Source organism: Rahnella sp. P4_A8 (assembly GCF_056402435.1).
On record NZ_JBFUHK010000045.1, the window covers coordinates 1 to 22,461 of the forward strand.

The 22,461-nt window shown below is 51.4% G+C and carries 21 protein-coding genes; 17 read left to right on the top strand and 4 right to left on the bottom strand.

The genetic code is table 11. The features are described 5' to 3' along the window. Both AC1DUO_RS18240 and rseC read left to right on the top strand, forming a co-directional pair. The coding region (locus tag AC1DUO_RS18240; protein WP_477988217.1) for a MucB/RseB C-terminal domain-containing protein at positions 1-267 on the top strand (267 nt) is incomplete at its 5' end. Between the two features lie 48 nt (positions 268-315). Then, positions 316-792 (top strand): SoxR-reducing system protein RseC, encoded by a 477-nt coding sequence (gene rseC, locus AC1DUO_RS18245; RefSeq protein ID WP_037036752.1) that lies wholly within the window; start codon positions 316-318, stop codon positions 790-792. 60 nt (positions 793-852) lie between these two features. Here rseC and AC1DUO_RS18250 read toward each other — a convergent pair whose 3' ends face one another. Next, positions 853-1,671 (bottom strand): hypothetical protein, encoded by an 819-nt coding sequence (locus AC1DUO_RS18250; RefSeq protein ID WP_477988220.1) that lies wholly within the window; start codon positions 1,669-1,671, stop codon positions 853-855. Positions 1,672-2,095: 424 nt separating this feature from the next. Between AC1DUO_RS18250 and lepA the strand changes: the two genes are divergently transcribed. The 7 genes from lepA to acpS all read left to right on the top strand — a co-directional run bounded on the left by lepA (position 2,096) and on the right by acpS (position 8,659). After that, on the top strand, positions 2,096-3,895 hold the full coding sequence (lepA, locus tag AC1DUO_RS18255) for a translation elongation factor 4 (RefSeq protein WP_037036754.1): 1,800 nt from the start codon (positions 2,096-2,098) through the stop codon (positions 3,893-3,895). Positions 3,896-3,923: 28 nt separating this feature from the next. Further along, positions 3,924-4,901: a signal peptidase I gene (lepB, locus tag AC1DUO_RS18260; RefSeq protein ID WP_013576720.1), complete on the top strand. Its 978-nt coding sequence runs from the start codon at positions 3,924-3,926 to the stop codon at positions 4,899-4,901. 211 nt (positions 4,902-5,112) lie between these two features. Further along, on the top strand, positions 5,113-5,793 hold the full coding sequence (rnc, locus tag AC1DUO_RS18265; protein WP_013576719.1) for a ribonuclease III: 681 nt from the start codon (positions 5,113-5,115) through the stop codon (positions 5,791-5,793). Further along, a complete protein-coding gene (gene era, locus AC1DUO_RS18270; protein WP_477988223.1) occupies positions 5,790-6,695 on the top strand; it encodes a GTPase Era in 906 nt (301 codons plus the stop codon). The genes rnc and era overlap by 4 nt, the downstream gene beginning before the upstream one ends. 11 nt (positions 6,696-6,706) lie before the next feature. Beyond that, complete coding sequence (gene recO / locus AC1DUO_RS18275) at positions 6,707-7,444, top strand: DNA repair protein RecO (RefSeq protein ID WP_013576717.1); 738 nt, start codon at positions 6,707-6,709, stop codon at positions 7,442-7,444. 103 nt (positions 7,445-7,547) lie between these two features. After that, positions 7,548-8,279, top strand: a complete 732-nt coding sequence (gene pdxJ / locus AC1DUO_RS18280; RefSeq protein ID WP_013576716.1) for a pyridoxine 5'-phosphate synthase — start codon at positions 7,548-7,550, stop codon at positions 8,277-8,279. Next, complete coding sequence (acpS, locus tag AC1DUO_RS18285) at positions 8,279-8,659, top strand: holo-ACP synthase (protein ID WP_013576715.1); 381 nt, start codon at positions 8,279-8,281, stop codon at positions 8,657-8,659. The genes pdxJ and acpS overlap by 1 nt, the downstream gene beginning before the upstream one ends. 34 nt (positions 8,660-8,693) lie before the next feature. Here the strand turns inward: acpS and AC1DUO_RS18290 are convergent, their stop codons facing one another. Together AC1DUO_RS18290 and AC1DUO_RS18295 are read right to left on the bottom strand one after the other, a co-directional pair. Further along, positions 8,694-8,948, bottom strand: a complete 255-nt coding sequence (locus AC1DUO_RS18290; protein ID WP_013576714.1) for a YfhL family 4Fe-4S dicluster ferredoxin — start codon at positions 8,946-8,948, stop codon at positions 8,694-8,696. A gap of 113 nt (positions 8,949-9,061) precedes the next feature. Beyond that, the gene (locus AC1DUO_RS18295) at positions 9,062-9,910 is read right to left on the bottom strand and encodes a MurR/RpiR family transcriptional regulator (RefSeq protein WP_037036757.1); all 849 of its coding nucleotides are present in this window, start codon (positions 9,908-9,910) and stop codon (positions 9,062-9,064) included. Positions 9,911-10,053: 143 nt separating this feature from the next. On the opposite strand from AC1DUO_RS18295, the gene murQ reads away from it, so the two are divergent. The 4 genes from murQ to tadA are packed head-to-tail and all read left to right on the top strand — an operon-like array spanning position 10,054 to position 13,603. Continuing rightward, complete coding sequence (gene murQ, locus AC1DUO_RS18300) at positions 10,054-10,959, top strand: N-acetylmuramic acid 6-phosphate etherase (RefSeq protein WP_013576712.1); 906 nt, start codon at positions 10,054-10,056, stop codon at positions 10,957-10,959. 28 nt (positions 10,960-10,987) lie between these two features. Beyond that, a complete protein-coding gene (locus AC1DUO_RS18305; protein WP_037037465.1) occupies positions 10,988-12,361 on the top strand; it encodes a PTS transporter subunit EIIC in 1,374 nt (457 codons plus the stop codon). 4 nt (positions 12,362-12,365) lie between these two features. Further along, positions 12,366-13,004 (top strand): phosphatidylglycerophosphatase C, encoded by a 639-nt coding sequence (gene yfhb / locus AC1DUO_RS18310; RefSeq protein WP_119261907.1) that lies wholly within the window; start codon positions 12,366-12,368, stop codon positions 13,002-13,004. A gap of 41 nt (positions 13,005-13,045) precedes the next feature. Next, on the top strand, positions 13,046-13,603 hold the full coding sequence (gene tadA, locus AC1DUO_RS18315) for a tRNA adenosine(34) deaminase TadA (protein WP_112197066.1): 558 nt from the start codon (positions 13,046-13,048) through the stop codon (positions 13,601-13,603). Positions 13,604-13,621: 18 nt separating this feature from the next. Here the strand turns inward: tadA and mltF are convergent, their stop codons facing one another. Continuing rightward, complete coding sequence (gene mltF, locus AC1DUO_RS18320) at positions 13,622-15,082, bottom strand: membrane-bound lytic murein transglycosylase MltF (RefSeq protein ID WP_013576708.1); 1,461 nt, start codon at positions 15,080-15,082, stop codon at positions 13,622-13,624. Between the two features lie 275 nt (positions 15,083-15,357). Here mltF and purL point away from each other — a divergent pair, with 275 nt between their 5' ends. The 4 genes from purL to agp all read left to right on the top strand — a co-directional run bounded on the left by purL (position 15,358) and on the right by agp (position 22,439). Next, positions 15,358-19,251, top strand: coding sequence for a phosphoribosylformylglycinamidine synthase (purL, locus tag AC1DUO_RS18325; protein ID WP_187514454.1), 3,894 nt, complete (start codon positions 15,358-15,360; stop codon positions 19,249-19,251). Positions 19,252-19,526: 275 nt separating this feature from the next. Continuing rightward, positions 19,527-20,150, top strand: a complete 624-nt coding sequence (gene pagP, locus AC1DUO_RS18330; protein WP_037036764.1) for a lipid IV(A) palmitoyltransferase PagP — start codon at positions 19,527-19,529, stop codon at positions 20,148-20,150. A gap of 196 nt (positions 20,151-20,346) precedes the next feature. Beyond that, a complete protein-coding gene (gene pagP, locus AC1DUO_RS18335; protein ID WP_119261905.1) occupies positions 20,347-20,967 on the top strand; it encodes a lipid IV(A) palmitoyltransferase PagP in 621 nt (206 codons plus the stop codon). Positions 20,968-21,137: 170 nt separating this feature from the next. Continuing rightward, positions 21,138-22,439 carry a bifunctional glucose-1-phosphatase/inositol phosphatase gene (gene agp / locus AC1DUO_RS18340; protein ID WP_015690317.1) on the top strand — a complete coding sequence of 434 codons (1,302 nt, stop codon included), beginning with the start codon at positions 21,138-21,140 and terminating at the stop codon, positions 22,437-22,439. The last annotated feature ends 22 nt before the right edge of the window (positions 22,440-22,461 follow it).

Sequence of the window (22,461 nt, forward strand, 5' to 3'; positions counted from 1 at the left end):
TGTGGCGTGACAGAGGTGGCAAGTAGCCGCCGAAACTTGCCCAATATGCCCGTATCGATAGAATCGCGGCTGTACACTGACGGATTGTTCAGTTTCTCTGTCAATGTCAGTGCAACAACTAATGGCCCTTCTGAGCAGTTGATCAGGCAAGGGCGCAGAACTGTGCAGACTGAAATACGCAATGGCAATGAAATTACGGTCGTCGGTGAGCTTCCTCCTTCGACTGCCAAACGTGTTGCCGATAGCATCGTTTTCTCAGAAAAGTAGCTTTTAATCAGAAAAACTGCCTTCGCAATAGAAATACAGGGTGATTACATGATGAAAGAATGGGCCACGGTGGTGTCGTGGAAAGACGGTATTGCGACGTTGCGTTGTGAAACACAGGCGGGTTGCAGTAGTTGCCATTCACGTTCAGGGTGTGGCGCTCGCGTATTGAATGAGTTAGGGCCGCAGACTGAACATAATCTTCAGGTCAGCGTTAACGAGCCTCTTGCACCTGGTCAGAAAGTTGAACTGGGGATACCGGAAGGAAGCCTGTTGCGCTCGGCGTTGCTGGTTTATATGACGCCGCTCTTTGGTGTGATTGCGGGTGGTGGTGCGTTGCAGGCCTTGCTGAAAGCAGATGTATACGCGGTTATTGGTGCGGTGTTGGGTGGTGGATTAGGTTTCCTGATTGCTAAAGCACTGGCTGCGAAAGTCGATGGAAAAGCAGGTTACCAGCCAGTCATCTTGCAGGTGGGTTTGCCTCCTGATGCTTTCCGTTATTCGGTTGAAAGCAAACTCCCTTCTTAACTTTCTGCATCCTACAGTGCTTAAAAATGCCACAGTGTTCGCTAACCCTGTGGCATTTTTTTAGTTTCTGACCGGTATACGGTTTTGGATCATATGCTCGATCAATGCGATGAAAAGATCTGCGCTAGAAAGCGATGTATACTCTACAGAGAAAAGGATGCGGCCGTGTTTATCGAGCAGACGTATTAACGGGCTGTTGCTGCCGCCACTGATAAACTGAATATCCTCAACAGGCACTATTTTCCCTTCGTCGGTGGTTAACACCAACGCGCTCAGATGTATCTTTTTTTCGTTCAGCGCCAGAAGGTTAGCGCCGATAAATCTTTTCCACCCGCAATGTGGATTCACCAGATATGTAAAAAGAATATCTCCCCCCTGAGCCAGCCTGTTTAGGGCCCATGGGCCGCGATACATCAGGTGTTCGTTTTTAATGACTTCAATTAATCTTTCAGAATTGGCAATGTTTGGCGTAATACGATGCCAGGTTTTGCTATTTCCCTCAAGGAAGATCATCGTATTTAAAATACGACGGGTGTATTTTCCGGTTCTGAATCGATATATATCCATGATGCGGTCAAAAGGAATAAAACGATTTTTTTTATCCGTTTGGCTTATAACTAAAATTCCATTTTCATGAAGCTGATAGAATTGATTGGGTCGTATCAGACGTCGCAGCAGAATGAGCACCACCCCCAGGGCAATACTGAGGAGAGCGGACAAAATTACGGTATGCAGCCCCTCAGCGGTGTGGCCAAAGGCCAGCAAAAATGCAATTTGCACTGCGCCGCCGATCAACAACAACACAGACAGGACCAGAGTGATCCAAGAGTTGGCTTTGGTAAAGCCATGCTGACTGAGCAGCCGCCCTTCATTGATCATATTGATAACCTTGTGACCGGATTGAATTAAAAATAAAAAAGATATTTGTGGAAGAAGTTGAATGAGAACTTTATGAGTTAGAAATTATGTAATTTCTTTGATAACAATATATTAAGTTTCAATACGCGTTTCTGTATATGGGGATTTTCCTAAAACCAAAAGGCAGGAAGCCCATACATGGAATACCGGACTGAGACAAACCTAGGAAGCACACAGACGCTCCGGTAATGAAAACAAATGAAAATGTGGGGATTTCATCCTGAGAAAGCTCGCATAATCTGGAGTTAGGGTGTGCGGAGACTAGGTTTTCATGGTGCTGGCATGTAGAATGCTGCGACTTAGGCGAAAGACAGCCAACCTACAAACCGTCGCTGTATGTTCATGGCGAATGATTCAGAAATACCAAGGTAGAAAAACTTTTATAATGAAGCATATACGAAATTTCTCCATTATTGCCCACATTGACCACGGTAAGTCGACGCTGTCAGACCGTATTATTCAAATTTGCGGTGGCTTAGCCGACCGTGAAATGGAAGCGCAGGTCCTCGACTCAATGGATCTTGAGCGTGAACGCGGCATCACCATCAAAGCGCAAAGCGTGACGCTCGACTACAAAGCAAAAGATGGTCAGGTTTATCACCTGAACTTTATCGACACGCCGGGGCACGTTGACTTTTCCTATGAAGTATCCCGCTCTCTCGCTGCCTGCGAAGGCGCATTATTAGTGGTGGATGCTGGTCAGGGTGTTGAAGCCCAGACGCTGGCAAACTGCTATACCGCGATGGAAATGGATCTGGAGGTCGTGCCGGTTCTGAACAAAATCGACTTACCGGCCGCCGATCCTGATCGTGCAGCGCAGGAAATCGAAGACATCGTGGGTATCGATGCCACGGATGCTGTTCGTTGTTCAGCGAAAACCGGTGTCGGTGTGCCAGAAGTGCTGGAGCGTCTGGTGCGTGATGTACCACCGCCGGAAGGTGATCCTGAGGCGCCACTTCAGGCGTTGATCATCGATTCATGGTTCGATAACTATCTCGGCGTTGTTTCTCTGGTGCGTATCAAAAATGGCACCATGAGAAAGGGCGACAAAATTAAAGTGATGAGTACCGGGCAGGTTTATAACGCCGATCGCCTGGGTATTTTCACGCCTAAACGTGTCGATAAAGACATTCTGAACTGCGGTGAGGTCGGCTGGCTGGTATGCGCGATTAAAGATATCCTCGGCGCACCAGTGGGGGACACCCTGACTCTGGCTCGTCAGCCTGCTGACAAAGCGCTGCCGGGTTTCAAGAAAGTGAAACCTCAGGTTTACGCTGGCCTGTTCCCGGTCAGCTCCGATGATTATGAAAACTTCCGTGATGCGTTAGGCAAGCTTAGCCTTAACGATGCATCCCTGTTCTACGAACCAGAAAGTTCTACCGCGCTGGGCTTCGGTTTCCGTTGTGGCTTCCTGGGGCTGCTGCACATGGAAATCATTCAGGAACGTCTGGAACGTGAATACGATCTGGATCTGATCACCACAGCTCCGACAGTAGTTTATGAAGTTCTGACAACTGGCAATGAAACTGTCTATGTAGACAGTCCGTCTAAACTGCCTGCCCTGAATAACATTCTGGAACTGCGTGAGCCTATCGCTGAGTGTCACATGCTGATGCCACAGGAATATCTGGGTAGCGTGATTACTTTGTGTATTGAGAAACGTGGTGTCCAGACCAACATGGTTTACCACGGTAATCAGGTCGCACTGACTTATGAAATCCCGATGGCGGAAGTGGTACTCGATTTCTTCGACCGTCTGAAGTCAACGTCACGCGGTTATGCGTCGCTTGATTACAATTTCAAACGTTTTCAGACTTCTGACATGGTACGTGTTGATGTTCTAATCAACGGCGACCGTGTGGATGCACTGGCGCTGATCACTCACCGTGGTAATTCCCAGTTCCGTGGACGCCAGCTGGTTGAGAAGATGCAGGAACTGATCCCGCGTCAGCAGTTCGATATTGCTATCCAGGCGGCGATTGGTGCTCACATCATTGCCCGTTCAACCGTGAAGCAATTACGTAAAAACGTTCTCGCCAAATGTTATGGCGGCGACGTCAGCCGTAAGAAGAAACTCTTGCAGAAACAGAAAGATGGTAAGAAACGCATGAAACAAGTGGGTAATGTTGAGTTACCACAAGAAGCGTTCCTGGCCATTCTTCACGTGGGCAAAGACAGCAAGTAAATCCTTTATTGAGTCGTAGGGAGTATGCATGGCTAACATGTTTGCCCTGATTCTGGCGGTTGCAACGCTGGTGTCAGGGATTATCTGGTGCCTTGATCGTTTCAAGCTGGCACCCGCACGCCGGGCTAAAGTTGCTAAAATTAAGGCTGAAACGGGTGGTGCTGTTGACGATTCAACGCTGAACAAAGTGGCGAAGCAACCGGGCTGGGTGGAAACCTGTGCTTCGGTATTCCCTGTCTTGTTAGTTGTGTTTGTGGTGCGTTCATTTATTTATGAACCTTTCCAGATCCCGTCTGGCTCGATGATGCCGACGCTGCTTATTGGTGATTTCATCGTGGTTGAGAAATATGCCTACGGCCTGAAAGATCCCATTACTCAAACCAAGCTGATCTCAACCGGTGAACCGAAACGTGGTGATGTGGTGGTATTTAAATATCCGCAAAACCCGAGCGTGGACTATATTAAACGCCTGGTAGGCTTGCCCGGTGACCGGGTGACTTACGATCCGTTCAGCAAGCAGGTGACCGTGCAGCCTGCTTGCGAAACGGGCAAAAATTGCAGCACCGCGCTGGCTGTGACATATGATTCCGGTGTTGCCAGTGATTTCGTGCAGACTTTTGGTCAGTCTTCGGGCGGCGAAGCGAGCAGTGGTTTCTTTGAAACGCCGCCGTCCGCTAACGTGCCGCAAGACGGTATCCGTCTTGTACAGCGCAATGAAACGCTGGGCAATGTGACGCATCGTATTCTGACCGTGCCAGGTGCACGTGACCAACTGGGGGCTTATTATCAGCAACCGGGTCAGCCACTGGGGACATGGGTGGTGCCGGCTGGCCATTATTTCATGATGGGTGATAACCGTGATAATAGCGCTGACAGCCGTTATTGGGGTTTTGTGCCGGAACAGAATTTAGTGGGTAGAGCTTCTGCAATTTGGATGAGCTTTAAAAAACAGGAAGGTGAATGGCCTACCGGTGTTCGTTTAAGCCGTATTGGTGGAATTCATTAATTTAATGATGCCTATTAGCGCAGCATTATATTTCCACTCGTTGTAGAATATCCTTTCGGGCGATAAAAGTTGGCTCCCCTGATTTTAAATTTTAATTTAAGACGAACAGAGGGAGCCACTGCAAACGAAACAGCTTTGGATTGGCTTAGGGCGAAGCAGGCCTGTTCCGTATGCTGAAGTTTTTGACGCATTCTTAGTCTATTGGTAACTCATGAATCCCATCGTAATAAACAGGCTTCAGCGGAAGCTGGGCTACACTTTTCAACAGCAGGAGCTTTTATTGCAGGCACTGACTCACCGCAGCGCAAGCAGTAAACACAATGAGCGTTTAGAGTTCCTGGGTGACTCAATTCTTAGTTATGTCATTGCTAACGCGCTGTATCATCGTTTTCCTCGCGTAGACGAGGGCGATATGAGTCGCATGCGTGCCACGTTAGTACGTGGAAATACGCTGGCGGAAATGGCGCGTGAATTCGATCTCGGCGAATGCTTACGCTTAGGGCCGGGCGAATTGAAAAGTGGTGGTTTCCGCCGCGAGTCGATTCTTGCGGATACGGTGGAGGCACTCATTGGCGGCGTGTTTCTGGACAGTGATATCCAGACCGTCGAAAAGCTGATTCTCGATTGGTACCGTAGTCGTTTAGACGAAATCAGTCCCGGTGATAAGCAGAAAGACCCAAAAACCCGTTTACAGGAGTTTTTGCAAGGTCGCCATCTGCCGTTGCCTTCTTATCTGGTTGTGCAGGTTCGCGGTGAAGCGCACGATCAGGAGTTTACCATCCACTGCCAGGTCAGTGGCTTGAACCAGCCGGTTGTAGGAACCGGTTCAAGTCGCCGTAAAGCCGAGCAGGCGGCAGCGGAACAAGCGCTGATACAGCTGGAGCTTGAATGAGCGAAGAAAAGAATTACTGTGGTTTTGTTGCAATCGTAGGCCGTCCTAACGTCGGCAAATCTACCTTGCTGAATGAATTATTGGGGCAAAAAATCTCCATTACTTCCCGCAAACCGCAAACCACGCGTCACCGTATCATGGGTATCCATACCGAAGGACCCTATCAGGCCATTTACGTGGATACCCCGGGGCTGCATATTGAAGAAAAACGGGCCATCAACCGTCTGATGAACCGTGCTGCAAGCAGCTCAATCGGTGATGTTGAACTGGTGATCTTCGTTGTTGAAGGCACTCTCTGGACTCCGGATGACGAAATGGTGGTTAACAAACTGCGTGATTTGAAATCACCGGTTCTGCTGGCGATCAACAAGATTGATAACGTCACCGACAAATCTAAGTTGTTGCCACATTTGCAATTCCTTAGTGAGCAGATGAACTTCGTCGATATCGTGCCTATCTCTGCAGAGAAAGGAACGAATGTTGATACTATCGCGGCTCTGGTGCGTAAACGTCTGCCGGAAGCGGTTCATCACTTCCCGGAAGATTACATTACTGACCGTTCACAGCGCTTTATGGCTTCTGAAATCATCCGTGAAAAACTGATGCGTTTCCTGGGCGAAGAGCTGCCGTATTCTGTGACCGTTGAAATCGAACGCTTTGTCAGCAATGAACGGGGTGGGTACGACATCAATGGCCTGATTCTGGTAGAACGTGAAGGCCAGAAGAAAATGGTTATCGGCAATAAAGGCTCTAAAATCAAGACGATTGGCATTGAAGCCCGCCATGACATGGAAAACATGTTTGAAGCGAAAGTCCATCTTGAGTTGTGGGTTAAGGTCAAATCCGGCTGGGCAGACGACGAACGTGCGTTGCGCAGTCTGGGTTATGTAGACGACTTATAAGGTCCGCGCCTATGGAAGGCTGGCAACGCGCATTTGTTTTGCATGGGCGACCTTACAGTGAAACCAGCTTAATGCTGGATCTGTTCACTGAGGGACAAGGGCGGGTTCGCATACTGGCTAAAGGTGCGCGTGGTCGCCGGTCCAATTTAAAAGGCTGCCTGCAGCCTTTTACGCCTTTACTGGTTCGCTGGAGCGGGCGGGGCGAAGTGAAAACCTTGCGTAATGCTGAACCGGTCTCCCTGGCACTTCCCCTTTCTGGTCTGATGCTTTACAGCGGTCTGTACGTCAATGAACTCGTTTCTCGGGTGCTTGAGCAGGAAGCTAATTACTCTTCGTTGTTCTTCGATTATCTCAATTGTCTGCAAAATCTCGCCAGTGCCAGCGGTTCTCCTGAGTATGCGTTGCGTCAGTTCGAACTCTCTCTTTTACATCATCTGGGTTACGGCGTGGATTTCCTGCATTGCGCAGGCAGCGGTGAAGAAGTCAGTGACACCATGACGTACCGTTACCGTGAAGAAAAAGGTTTTATCGCCAGTCTGGTGATTGATAATTCCAGTTTCACCGGCAGAGATTTGAAAGCACTGGCCAGCCGTGAATTCCCGGATGTCTCAACGCTGCGGGCTGCCAAGCGTTTTACCCGTATGGCGCTGAAACCCTATCTTGGCGGCAAACCCCTGAAAAGCCGCGAGCTCTTCCGCCAGTTTCAGGTCAAAAAACCTGTCTCACCTTCTGACAATTCTTCCAGCTAATTCGGACTCCGGGCTACACGCCGCCACTCTCAAGGGTGTAAACTGCAGAAATTAGCTTTTTGTTCCATTCATAAATCAATTCATTCTTAAATCTGGAGCTGTTATGGCTGAGTTGCTGTTGGGCGTTAATATTGATCACATTGCGACACTGCGTAATGCACGCGGTACGGCTTACCCTGATCCGGTTCAGGCGGCATTTATCGCTGAGCAGGCTGGTGCTGATGGGATCACCGTCCACCTGCGTGAAGATCGCCGTCATATCACCGATCGCGACGTACGCCTCCTGCGTCAGACTATCCAAACCCGCATGAACCTCGAAATGGCTGTCACCGATGAAATGGTCGGTATTGCCTGTGAAGTTTTACCGCATTTCTGCTGTCTGGTGCCGGAAAAACGCGAAGAAGTGACGACCGAAGGGGGGCTGGATGTGGCTGGTCAGTTGGATAAAATGACCGTTGCAGTCAGCCGTCTCAGCGAAGCGGGCATACTGGTTTCCCTGTTTATCGACCCGGATATGCGCCAGATTGATGCTGCTGTTGCTGTGGGGGCGCCTTATATCGAAATTCATACCGGTGCTTATGCTGAAGCGAAAACTGACCTTGAACGTCAGGCCGAGCTGGAGCGCATTAAACAGGGCGCGGCATATGCAGCCGGTAAAGGTCTGAAAGTGAATGCCGGCCACGGTCTGACATACCACAACGTGCAGCCGATCGCCGCATTGCCTGAAATGCATGAGCTGAATATCGGCCATGCGATTATCGGTCAGGCTGTTATCGACGGATTATCTTGTGCAGTACGTGAAATGAAAAACCTGATGCGGGAAGCGCGCCGGTAATGAGTATTTTAGGTTTAGGTACGGATATCGTTGAAATTTCCCGTATCGAAGCGGTGATTGAACGCAGTGGCGACCGTCTGGCGAAGCGTATTTTGTGCGCGAATGAATGGGCGGTTTATGAGCAACATCAGCAACCGGTCCGATTTCTGGCGAAGCGGTTTGCTGTCAAGGAAGCCGCGGCTAAAGCGCTGGGAACCGGTATCCGCAACGGTCTGGCGTTTGAGCAATTTGAAGTCGTCAATGATGTGCTGGGGAAACCAGGTCTGGTTTTCCATGCCCGCGCGGCGGAAATGGCGGCCGAGATGGGTGTGAAATCGGTTCATGTTACCCTGGCGGATGAAAGGCGTTATGCCTGTGCCACTGTAATCATAGAAAACTAATACTACTTATTTTTGGCATTGCATCACGGCGTGATTACAGCGTGTGATGCAATGCCACAAATTTATCCCAAAGCTGTTCGTTGGTTTCGGTGTGTTGCGGATTGATGATGATGGTATTGTCGATCGGGCAGACGCTCTGACAGGTTGGTTTATCATAATGTCCGACGCATTCCGTACACCGATCGCTGTCAATTTCGTAAATCTCATTGCCCATCGAGATCGCCTGATTCGGGCACTCCGGTTCGCACATATCGCAATTAATGCATTTGTGTGTGATCAGCAGGGCCATGACGTTTTCTCTTATGTTCAATAAACAGGTCAATAATCAGGGCGCGCAGTATAGCAGAATTGCGCTGGTGTAGGTTCTGCATTCATGCCTTTCCACGCCCCCAATGATCCTGATCAAATCAGCTTTTTCACCAGTTCTTCGCTGTGGCGGATCCTCTCCGGCGCGTGCGCTGTATCCTGTTGAACCAGCGCGACAAACAGCAAATCAGTCAGGGAATATTGCGCCGTGGTGGCCGAGAGCGCTGCGCCGCGGGTCGCGGGTAATTCTGCCACTGTATACAAACAATGGTCTGCCTGTTGTTGCAGGGTATTAGGTGAAAACCCGGTAATGGCCAGGACCTTTGCACCACTCTCGCGGGCGACTTTTGCCGCGAGATTGATTTCGTTCCGTTCACCGCTGAAGGAAATCGCCAGCAATAAATCTTCTTTCGACAGCGCCTGCACGGTAGCAACCAGGACATGAGTATCGGATTCGGCAATGGCCGTGACCCCGATTTTCAGCAACTTATACGCCAGATCCTTCGCCACTAATCCGGATGCGCCAATACCGCTCAGCACAATTTTTCGGGCACCGGTGAGCATCGACAACGCAATTTGCAGACGCGGTTCGCTGTTAATATCCAGTGTTGCGCGAAGCGCCGACTGTTTCTCTGCCAGTAATTTCTCCCCCACAACATGCAGGCTGTCGGTGCTTAAAATCTGATTATGCACCGTCACCGGCTCACTGTTTTCCGGTGATGCCAGGGATTCACTCATTGCGAGTTTCAGCGCGGGGAAGCCTTTATAGCCAAGTTTTTGGGCAAATTTCACCACGCCAGACTGGCTGACACCCGCTATTTCAGCCAGTTTCTGCGAACTCATATGACGCGCTTTCTCCGGCTGAGCCAGTAGAAAATCAGCCAGTTTTCGGTCATTTTGCGCCAGCGTCGGATAAAGCTGGCGGATACGGATCATACAACTCATGGAGGATTTATCCCGGTGTGTCTGAATACTTGCATCACATTTTACGGATTATGTTATCTAAAATAGCAAATATTCCTCGCATTGATGAATAATATATTCAAATATTGAGTAATAAATTTGAATTAAAAATTCAGGAGAGAAGCATGAACACAGATCTTAATTTAGGGGCACTGGTTTCAGAAAGCCGAAATCCGGATACGATGAATTTAGATGAGATGTCTACGCTGGAACTGGTGGCCTGTTTTAATCAGGAAGACCGCAAAGTGCCGGAAGCCATCAACAAGGTTCTGCCGCAGATTGCCTTGGCTATCGATAAAGCCGCTGCGTCATTTCAGGCTGGCGGGCGTCTGATTTATCTCGGTGCCGGTACCAGTGGCCGCCTCGGCGTTCTTGATGCGTCTGAATGCCCGCCGACGTTTGGCGTTCCGCACGGCATGGTTGTCGGGTTAATTGCCGGTGGGCCGGGCGCGCTGCTTAAAGCGGTGGAAGGGGCAGAAGACAGCGAAGCGCTGGGTGTTGAAGATTTAAAGAATCTGAATCTGAAGGCTCAGGACACCGTTGTCGGATTAGCTGCGAGCGGACGTACGCCTTATGTCATTGGCGCTTTGCGCTATGCCACAGAAATGGGCTGCGCCACAGTAGCGATTTCCTGTAACCCGGATTCTCCGATTGCGCGCGAAGCCAGCATCGCGATTTCTCCGGTTGTAGGGCCGGAAGCACTGACCGGTTCAACGCGTTTGAAATCCGGCACGGCGCAGAAGCTGGTGCTGAATATGATTTCAACCGGGGCGATGGTCAAAAGTGGCAAGGTTTATCAGAACCTGATGGTCGACGTGAAAGCGACCAACGTCAAACTGGTCGATCGTGCCTGCCGGATCGTTGTCGAGGCCACGGGCGCGGCACGCCATGATGCTGAGCTGGCGCTGTCTCAGACTGATTTTGACGTTAAACCGGCTATTCTCATGCTACTGGCTGGTATTGATGCATCACAGGCGAAAGCACGACTGGTGCAACATAACGGATTCCTGCGCGCCGCACTGGCTGATTAACCTCAAGGAGTTGAGCATGGCGATGGCAATGGATAAAACGCAGCGGCTGGCTTCCCAGATTCTGCAGGGTGTCGGCGGCGAACGGAATATCAGCAAACTGGAAAACTGCATGACCCGCGTGCGTGTGGAAGTGCACGACGATAATCGGCTGGATCTGACCAGCCTGAAAACGCTTGAAGGTATCAAAGGTTACCTGAAGCAGGGTGACCAGCATCAGTTCATTGTCGGCCCTGGCGCGGCGGCAAAAGTGGTGGATGCGATGCGTCTGTTGCTTAATCCTGCCGGGACGGTGAGTTCGCCAGGTGATGAAAGCGAGATTGCCCGCAATAAAGCCAGCGCCAAAACAAAATACTCTGCGCCGATGAGTGGGGCGCTGCGCAAACTGGCTGATGTATTTATCCCGCTGATCCCGGCATTTATCGCCTCGGGGTTGATTATGGGCATTATCAATCTGCTCAAGCGGCCGGATATCGCCGGTTCCATTGCCCTTGATTATCCTAATGTGCTTGGCTTGCTGGCGATTTTTGGTGGCGCTGTGTTTGCCATCATGAATATTTTAGTTGGCGTGAATGCGGCGCGCGTTTTCGGCGGTTCTCAGGCCATGGGCGGCGTAATGGCGGGGATTCTCTCCAGCCCTGCACTGGCGCAAATTACCCTGTTTGGTGAAGCTTTACAGCCCGGTCGCGGCGGTGTGATCGCAGTATTGCTGGTCGTTGCGCTGATGTGCTGGCTGGAGAAAAGGTTGCGTCAGTGGCTGCCGGAGTCGGTCGAACTGATCCTCAATCCACTGATTACTACACTTATCACTGCGACACTGGCGATTGTCATCCTTCAGCCGATCGGTGGCTATATCTCTGACGGCATCGCGCATGGCGTTAATATCGCTATTGATAAAGGCGGATTACTGGTGGGCGCGGTGCTGGCAGGGACATTTCTGCCGCTGGTGTTATCCGGTCTGCATCAGGGGCTGGTGCCGATCCACGTTGAGCTGATCCAGGCACATGGTTCTAATCCGCTGCTGCCGATTTTAGCCATGGCCGGTGTGGGGCAGGTGGGAGCGGCAATCGCAGTTTATATTAAAACCCGAAACCCGCGGCTGAAAAAAGTGATTAAAGGGGCGCTACCGGTGGGCATTCTCGGCATCGGTGAACCGCTGATATTCGGTGTTACGCTGCCGCTCGGCCGCCCTTTTATTGGTGCGTGTCTGGGCGGAGCCGTCGGTGGTGCGCTAATCTGTTACTGGAAAGTCGCGACAGTTATCACGTTTGGTATTTCCGGGCTGCCGCTGGCGCTGACCATTATTTCCGGCAAAGTGATGTTGTATCTGACGGGTTTAGTCATTACGGTATTGGCTGGTTTTATTTTTACCTGGTTGATGGGGTTCAACGATCCCGAGGAGTAGCGGATTGAGTAAGAAGCCTGATCGGCGGGTGGTCTTTTTTGATCTTGATGGCACCCTGCACCAGCAGGATATGTTCGGTAGCTTTCTGCGGTTTTTGCTCAGGCGGATGCCGCAGAATCTGATTTTAGTCGTGCCGGTTCTGCCGCTGGTGGGAATCGGACTGTTTATTCACGGGCGCGCCGCGCGCTGGCCCATGAGCCTGTTACTGTGGTCGATTACTTTCGGCCACGGTGAAGCGCGTCTGAAAGCACTGGAGCTGCAATTTGTCGCTGCGTTTCGCGAGAAAGTGGTGGAGTTTCCGGTGGTGCAGCGCAGGCTGCGTGAATATCTCGACAGCGAGGATACCGAAGTTTGGCTGATCACCGGGTCGCCGGAAAATCTGGTGCAGCAGGTCTATAATACGTCCCTGTTTTTGCCGCAGGTTCGTCTGGTCGGCAGCCGGATCGCCCGTGGCAAAGGCGGATGGGTGCTGCCCTTGCGTTGTCTGGGTGAAGAGAAAGTCGTGCAACTCGAAAGCCGCATTGGCTCACCGCTTAAACTTTACAGCGGATACAGCGACAGCAAACAGGACAATCCGTTGTTGTTCTTTTGTGAGCATCGTTTTCGCGTCAGTAAACAGGGCGAGTTACAGCAACTGGAATAACCGCCAGCGCAAAATTCAGATAAAATGTCTGCCGGTAAAAAATGATTGAGGTTGAAGTGGCAGACGCAGAGTTGGCAGTAATAAATGATGATGAACACTGGATGCGACATGCTATGAATCTGGCGCTGAAAGCGCAGGATGAGGGTGAAGTGCCTGTGGGGGCGGTACTGGTTTTAGACAATCAGGTGATTGGTGAAGGCTGGAACCGGTCTATCGGCCATCATGATCCGACAGCGCATGCCGAAATCATGGCATTACGTCAGGGCGGCAACGCCGTGCAAAATTATCGTCTGCTCAATGCCACATTGTACGTTACGCTGGAACCTTGTGTTATGTGCGCGGGGGCGATGATCCACAGCCGGATCCGTCGCGTGGTGTATGGTGCCGCTGATGCCAAAACCGGCGCAGCGGGCTCTTTGCTCGATGTATTGCGCCATCCGGGCATGAATCATCAGGTGGAGATTACGGCGGGTGTGCTGGCAGAAGCGTGTTCGGAACAACTGAGTGCATTTTTTCGTTTTCGCCGCAGCCAGAAAAAAGCGCTGCGACTGGCAGAGCGTGCCGCGCAGGCCGGTGATGCGGCAGATGATCAGGCCTGAGAAACAGGCCTGCCAGTCTTACGGTGCCAGCGCTTCCTGCGCATTCACCACCGGATATCCCTGACCTAACTGAGCCTGCAAGGCCGCTTTCTGTGCCTGCTGTTTTTCCTTTTCCATCAGATATCCCACCAGACTCAGCTGATAACGACGGATATTCTCCACATAGTTATATGCCTGTGTACCGCGTGCATAACCGTAAGTCGTCCGGCTAAAGAAGCGTTTCTGATTCAGCATCGGCAGACGCTGTTTCACATCTGCCCAGCTGTCCGGATTGGCTTTCTGTTGCGCCGTCAGTTTGCGGGCATCCAGCATATGGCCGTAACCCATGTTATAGGCTGCCAGCGCAAACCAGATCCGTTCATCCTGCGGAACAGATTCCGGCATTTTATCCATCAGATGCGACAGATACTGGGCACCGCCACGGATGCTTTGTTCGGCATCCGTGCGGTCGTCGACATTCAACCCGCCAGCGGTAGCGCGGGTCAGCATCATCACACCCCGTACACCGGTCGGGGATTTTGCCTGCGGATCCCAGTGGGACTCCTGATAGGCGATAGCCGCCAGTAAACGCCAGTCAATATTCCCGGCATACTTTTCGAACAGCGGCTGTAAATCCGGCAGCGTACTGTCGATGGCATTGAGGAAAGTCCGGGTATCAACGTAATCAAAATCGCCCACGTGCCCGAGATATTTCTCTTCCAGCTTTTCCAGGGTGCCGTCTTCTGAAATCTGGCTGAAAAAGTCCAGCATGGCGGCAGAAAGGCTGTCGTCATCAGGTTGTTTGCGGTAGTACCAGGTCACAGGTTCGTCGTCAGTCGCATCAAAAGCCACCGCAAGACGCGGATAAACACGCTGCATCAGGGCGATGGTCACCGAATCGCCCAGCGTATAATCAAGTTTACCGTTCTCGACTTGCTGCAACAGATCGCGTGGTGACATCTTATCGGTCGTGGTCCATGCGAGGTCGGGATACTTTTTGCTGGCGGCTTCCAGTGTGGCGATATGCGCGCTGCCAGCAGACACCACCAGCGAGCCTTTGATGTCTGCGAAGCTTTTCGGGCGCACTGATCCCTGCCGGTAAACCAGTTGCTGGGAAACGGAATAGTATTCCGGGCCAGCACGGTAGTTTTTCAGCCGCTCATTGTTGTACACCAGACCGGAAGCCAGCATGTCAGTATTATCATGATCCAGATCGTCGAACATGCTCTCAATGGTGGTGTGCTGTGTCACGACCAGCTGCACGCCCAGATAATCTGCAAAGCGTTTAGCCAGTTCGTAATCGAAACCGAGATTGCCTTCCGGGGAGTTCATAAAAGTCAGTGGAGAATTGAGCGTGCTTACGCGCAATTCTCCACGGGATTTTATTTGATCCAGTTGGTCGCCTTCACCTCTGTGCCACGGGACTGCCGGCCATAAAGCCAGCGCCAGTAACAGGGCGGCGATCCCCATCAGAACATAATTAATTTTTAGTCGCGTCAAATAGTTATCTCGCTGCGGCGCTCTTGTTTTTTTACGCTATGCTGTGCAGTTAGTATGGCTATATCCCCAGTGCTGACGCATTTTGCTCAACAAAACGGCAGTCTGCAACTTTATTCATGATATCCGTAAAATATGTGGGGCTATAAATGAATATCAAGTTTCCCTGCGCAAACGGTTTCGTCGGGCGTCAGCTTTCTTTATAATAGCCCGCGTTTTCCCCCTGTTGCGCCCAAAGAAGCACTGTGGTCAGTGTCTTCGAAGACGAGAGATCTGTGATTATGGAAATACTGCGTGGTTCGCCCGCTTTGTCGGCTTTTCGCATTAACAAATTGTTGTCCCGTTGTCAGGAAGCCCGTCTTCCGGTCAGCGATATCTACGCCGAATATGTACATTTTGCCGATGTCAGCGCGCCGCTGAGTTCGGACGAACAAACCAAGTTACAACGCCTCCTGAAATACGGTCCTTCTCTCGCTGAACACGCTCCTTCTGGTCGTTTACTGCTGGTTACCCCGCGCCCTGGCACCATTTCTCCGTGGTCTTCCAAAGCTACCGATATTGCACACAATTGCGGCTTGTCGCAGGTTGTGCGTCTGGAACGCGGTCTGGCATTTTATGTACAGGCGCCGCAACTGACCGAACCACAGTGGAATGAACTGGGCGCATTACTGCATGACCGCATGATGGAAACTGTCTTTGGTCATCTGGAAGACGCCAGCGCGCTGTTTGCGCAGCATCAGCCGGCCCCGGTGCAGCATGTGGATATCCTGGGCGTTGGCCGTGGCGCTCTGGAAGCCGCCAACACCAAATTAGGTCTGGCACTGGCTCAGGACGAAATTGATTATCTGATGGATGCCTTTACGTCGTTGGGGCGCAACCCGACGGACATCGAACTGTATATGTTCGCACAGGCAAACTCAGAACACTGCCGTCACAAAATCTTCAACGCAGACTGGATTATCGACGGCGAAACGCAGCCGAAATCCCTGTTTAAGATGATCAAGAACACGTTCGAACACACTCCCGATCACGTGCTGTCCGCGTATAAAGATAACGCCGCCGTGATGGAAGGTTCGCAGGTCGGTCGCTTCTACGCCGATGCGAAAGACGGTCTGTACGATTTCCATCAGGAGCAGGCGCATATCCTGATGAAGGTCGAAACCCATAACCACCCGACGGCGATCTCTCCGTGGCCAGGTGCGGCCACAGGTTCCGGCGGTGAAATCCGTGACGAAGGTGCAACCGGTCGCGGCGCGAAACCGAAAGCCGGTCTGGTCGGTTTCTCCGTGTCAAACCTGCGTATTCCTGGTTTTGAACAGCCGTGGGAAGAAGATTTTGGTAAGCCGGATCGTATCGTTACCGCGCTGGATATCATGACCGATGGCCCGCTGGGCGGCGCAGCATTTAACAACGAATTCGGTCGTCCGGCGTTGCTGGGCTACTTCCGTACTTACGAAGAAAACGTCAATAGTCACAACGGCCCTGAACTGCGCGGTTATCACAAACCGATCATGCTGGCGGGCGGTATCGGCAACATCCGTGCCGATCACGTGCAGAAAGGTGAAATCACGGTTGGCGCGAAACTGATTGTACTTGGCGGCCCGGCGATGAATATCGGTCTGGGTGGCGGCGCGGCGTCTTCTATGGCTTCCGGCCAGTCTGATGCCGATCTGGATTTTGCTTCCGTACAGCGCGACAACCCGGAAATGGAACGCCGTTGTCAGGAAGTGATCGACCGCTGCTGGCAACTGGGCGAAGCCAACCCGATTTTATTTATCCATGATGTCGGTGCCGGCGGTTTATCTAACGCCATGCCGGAACTGGTCAGCGATGGCAACCGTGGCGGGCGTTTCCAGCTTCGTGACATCCTGAACGACGAACCGGGCATGAGCCCGCTGGAAGTCTGGTGTAACGAATCACAGGAACGTTATGTGCTGGCGGTGTCTCCGGCGCAGCTTGAACAGTTCGATGCGATTTGCCAGCGTGAACGAGCACCTTACGCGGTCATCGGTGAAGCCACCGAAGAAATGCATCTTTCTCTGAAAGACAGCCATTTCGACAACCAGCCAATTGATATGCCGCTGGATGTCCTGCTGGGTAAAACGCCAAAAATGACCCGCGACGTCACCACATTGAAAGCGAAAGGTGACGACCTGAATGCGGAAAACATCCAGATTGCGGAAGCGGTAAATCGCGTTCTGCATTTGCCAGCTGTTGCTGAGAAAACCTTCCTGATCACCATCGGCGACCGCACCGTCACCGGCATGGTCGCGCGCGACCAGATGGTCGGCCCGTGGCAGATCCCGGTAGCCGACTGCGCAGTCACCACCGCCAGCCTCGACAGCTACCACGGCGAAGCGATGTCACTGGGCGAACGCGCTCCGGTTGCCTTGCTGGACTTCGCTGCCTCTGGTCGCATGGCCGTTGGTGAAGCGCTCACGAATATTGCTGCGGTGGAAATCGGCAGCCTGAAACGCGTTAAGCTTTCTGCTAACTGGATGTCTGCGGCCGGTCACCCGGGCGAAGATGCCGGTTTATACGCGGCTGTAAAAGCGGTGGGCGAAGAACTGTGTCCGGCGCTGGGTATTACTATTCCGGTGGGCAAAGACTCCATGTCGATGAAAACCCGCTGGCAGGAAGGTAACGAACAACGCGAGATGACGTCTCCGCTGTCGCTGGTAATCACCGCGTTTGCCCGTGTCGAAGACGTCCGCCATACCGTGACGCCGCAACTGCGCACCGACCAGGGTGACACCGCATTGCTGTTGGTGGATCTGGGGGCAGGTCATAACGCACTGGGCGCGACAGCGCTGGCACAGGTTTACCGTCAGCTCGGTAACACGCCTGCTGACGTTCGCAGCGCAGAGCAACTGGGTGGTTTCTTCAACGCCATGCAGGCGCTGGTGTCTGAACAGAAATTGCTGGCCTACCATGACCGTTCCGACGGTGGTTTGGTGGTGACGCTGGCTGAAATGGCCTTTGCCGGACATTGCGGCCTGACTGCAGATATTGCTGCGCTGGGCAACGATGTGCTGGCTGCATTGTTCAACGAAGAACTGGGCGCCGTGATCCAGGTTTGTGCATCAGACCGTGAAGCGGTGGAAAAAACCCTGGCTGATTTTGGTCTGGCGGATTGCACACATTACCTCGGTACCGTGGAAACCGGCGATCGCTTCATCATCACTTCCGGCAGTAAGCCGGTGTACAGCGAAAGCCGTACCACGCTGCGCACCTGGTGGGCAGAAACCACCTGGCAGATGCAGCGCCTGCGCGATAACCCTGAATGTGCCGATCAGGAACATCAGGCGAAAACCAACGATCTCGATCCGGGTCTGAACGTCAAACTGACTTTCGCTCCGGATGAAGACGTAGCCGCGCCATACATCGCCAAAGGTGCGCGTCCGAAAGTCGCTGTTCTGCGCGAGCAGGGTGTGAACTCACACGTTGAAATGGCTGCTGCTTTCCACCGTGCCGGTTTCGATGCGGTTGACGTGCATATGAGTGACCTGCTGGCCGGTCGCCGTGATTTACAGGATTTCCACACGCTGGTAGCGTGCGGTGGATTCTCTTACGGTGACGTGCTGGGTGCGGGTGAAGGCTGGGCGAAATCCGTCCTGTTCAACGACCGCGTGCGTGAAGAGTTTGAAGAATTCTTCCACCGTCCGCAGACGCTGGCACTGGGCGTGTGTAACGGTTGTCAGATGATGTCTAACCTCAAAGAGCTGATCCCGGGCGCAGAGCATTGGCCACGCTTCGTGCGTAACCTGTCTGACCGCTTCGAAGCGCGTTTCAGCCTGGTGGAAGTGACGGCCAGCCCGTCGATGTTTATGCAGGGCATGGCCGGTTCACGTATGCCAATCGCGGTTTCCCACGGCGAAGGACACGTGGAAGTCCGTGACGCCGCGCATCTGGCGCAAATTGAGCACAGCAATCTGGTGGCGCTGCGCTTTGTGGATAATAACGGTCATGCGACCGAAAACTATCCGGCGAACCCTAACGGCTCCCCGAACGGGATAACCGCGGTCACTAACCTGTCAGGCCGCGTCACTGTAATGATGCCGCACCCGGAGCGTGTTTTCCGCACGGTCAGCAACTCCTGGCATCCGGAAGAGTGGGGCGAAGACAGCCCGTGGATGCGCATGTTCCGTAATGCGCGTAAACAGCTTGGTTGATGCTTAATAAGCCTCAGTAATAAAAATCCGCAGTGCGAAAGCCTGCGGATTTTTTGTATCCGGGTATCCGGCAAAGAAGTAAACTTCAGCCAAAGCGGCTCTGTGTAAAAGAAAATTTCAGTTTACACGCGACCATAAATTTCTAATGCATTGTTTTATAATGAAATAACTTTATTATATTCATGTGGTTTATCATTGCTTAATTAATGATTAACTATTTATATGTGTTTGTCGTTATATACTGCCCCGGTCAACTCAACAGGGCTTTAACGCCAATGAAAAATTTATATTCCGTGAATTATCGCGCAGCATTCGCTTTTGCATTTTTAACCTTTTCATTATTGCTTTCAATTAATGTTAAGGCGCAAGATAATGTTATTAATTCTCAGCAGCAGAATGTTTCCTCGCAAGAAAATGATAAAGGCTTATGGGATTCCTATAAAAATAATGTTGCTGAAACATGGATGGCACCTCAGCAGCAGGATCTCTTTCTGCCTGTATTAACGCGTCATAACCGACATACACACAGTCAAAAACAAATTGATGGGTATAATGAACATCCGTGGGGCGGCGGTTATGGTATTTCACGTTATGATGAAAAAGGAAACTGGCACGGGATTTATGCAATGGCCTTTAAAGACTCCTTTAATAAATGGGAGCCTGTGGCCGGTTACGCTTATGAAAAAATATGGCAGCCACTGGATGATAAAGAATTTCGTCTGGGGGCAGGGTATATAACCGCTGTCTCGGCGCGGGATAATTATGATTACGTCCCCTTCCCGTTAGTCCTGCCGCTGGTGTCTGTCGGGTACTCGAGACTGACTTTCCAGGCTACCTATATTCCCGGTACAAATTCTAAGGGGAATGTACTTTTTGGCTGGCTGCGTTTGCAAATTTAATAGGAATAGTCTTTAAAGTAATGTTTGTGAGTGTAAGAAATGTTGTATTGGTTTCAGGAAAAATCTGATAATTGGAAAACCATTTTCTTAAAATTCAGATGATTAACGATTTACAGTATTTTTGTTTTATCCGTGTTTATATTCTTCATTCATGATGGAGTTATGATAGAGCTTCAACATGGAGTTAAAACAATAAATGCACATCGTTAATATTAGAAACGTTATCAGGGAAATCATTTTTTTTGGCGCCATCAGTGTGAGTGCGTCAGCATCAGCTAATAATAGTGGTACTAACCCCGTCAGCGATCCCTATACCATTCAGTACAAATCGCTGGCTGCGAACGTGTGGTCAGACTTCACCGATAAAGTATCAACGACCTGGAATGATTCTGATGCACAGGATTTGTATCTGCCGGTAATCACCTGGCATAACCGTCTGACCTACGATAAAGAGAAAACCGATAAATACAACGAACGTCCGTGGGGGGGAGGCTATGGTATTTCCAGATATGATGAAAAGGGTAACTGGAATGGCATTTATTTTATGGCGTTTAAAGATTCCCACAATAAATGGGAACCCATCGGCGGTTACGGCTGGGAAAAAATATGGACGCCAGCAGAAGATAAAAACTTTCGCTTAGGGCTGGGGTATACCGCGGCGGTGACGGCGCGTGACGATTATGAATATATTCCTATCCCGATTGTTTTACCGCTGGCTTCTGTCGGCTATAACAAACTGACCTTCCAGGCGACGTATATTCCGGGAACCTACAATAACGGCAATGTGTTCTTTGCGTGGCTGCGTTATCAGTTCTGATGCGTTTTTTGTGACTGTACAAAGCCCGGCCACAGGTTGTGAACCTGATCCCCCACTTCTGATGAATATTCCACTATGCTAAAAATTCACCGCAGGAATCAATCTGTTGGCTTCTGCGGTGTTTTTTGTTTTCAGGGAATCTACAAAACACTTCATCAAGAGGATCACTCGTGAAAAAAGCATCCCGTTATTTTGCATTGTCTGCACTTGCCTGCGTTTTACCTCTCACGTTGCCCGTCGCTCAGGCCGCCCAGTCCGATAATTTAGAACTGCAACAGGTTCTGGTGCTTAGCCGGCACGGTATCCGCGCCCCGTTGGTCAATTATGGCGATGTGCTGGCCGAATCGACAACACACACCTGGCCGGTATGGAAAACCGAAGGCGGTTTGCTGACACCGAAAGGCGGTCAGGTTTCCGAACATATGGGGCATTATTTCCGTGCCTGGCTGGCGAAAGACAAACTGCTGCCTGCCGCCGGATGCCCTGAAAATGCGCAGGTCTTTACCTACGCCAACAGTTTGCCGCGCACCATTGATACCGCGAAACACTTCACCACCGGCGCTTTTCCCGGCTGCGATGTCGCGGTGCTTAACCGCGTAGAAATCGGCAAGATGGATCCGGTGTTTAACCCGATTATTACCGCAGAAGTGAACGATACCTTCAAAACCAGCGCCCTGAATTCCATTAATCAGCACGCGGGTGAGGGCGGTCTGACGGGATTGAATCAGCGTCTCAAGCCGAACTATCAGTTGCTGGAAAGCATCCTCGACTACAAAAACAGTAAAATCTGTAAAGAGAAACAGCAGTGCGATCTGGCTTCGCAGCCGTCAGACGTGGTGCTGACACAGGGCAAAGAACCGGGCATTACCGGGCCGCTGCGTATGGCCACCGGGGCGACCGATGCGTTCATGTTGCAGTACTACGAAGGTTTCCCGATGAAAGATGTTGCCTGGGGTAAAATTGATACGCCAGACCAATGGACAAAGCTGGAAACCATCAAAAATCTGTATCACGAAACACTTTTCGGCTCGCCGGCGATTGCTGCCAACGCGGCTAAACCATTGCTGACCTTTATTGCCGGTGCGCTGGACCCGAAACTGGCGTCAACCGCCGATCAGAAAGCCGCGCAACAGGCAAAACTGGCGGTGCTGGTCGGGCACGATTCGAATATCGCTTCCTTGCTGGCCGCACTGAAAACGCAGGATTATCAGTTGCCGGGGCAGTACGAGCGGACGCCTATCAGCGGCACGGTGGTCTTCCAGCGCTGGCATGACAAGAAAGCGGATAAGGATCTGATGAAAATTGAATACGTTTATCCGACCGCCCGTCAGATCCGCAACAATGTGGCGCTGAGTCTGAAAAATCCGCCGGAACGTGTGACGCTGCACATTGAAGGATGTACCGCCGACAAACAGGGCTTCTGCCCGATGGAACAATTTACTCAGGCACTGCAAAAAGATATGAAGGGCTGAGTCTGTTAGCCGCTAGCTGGCA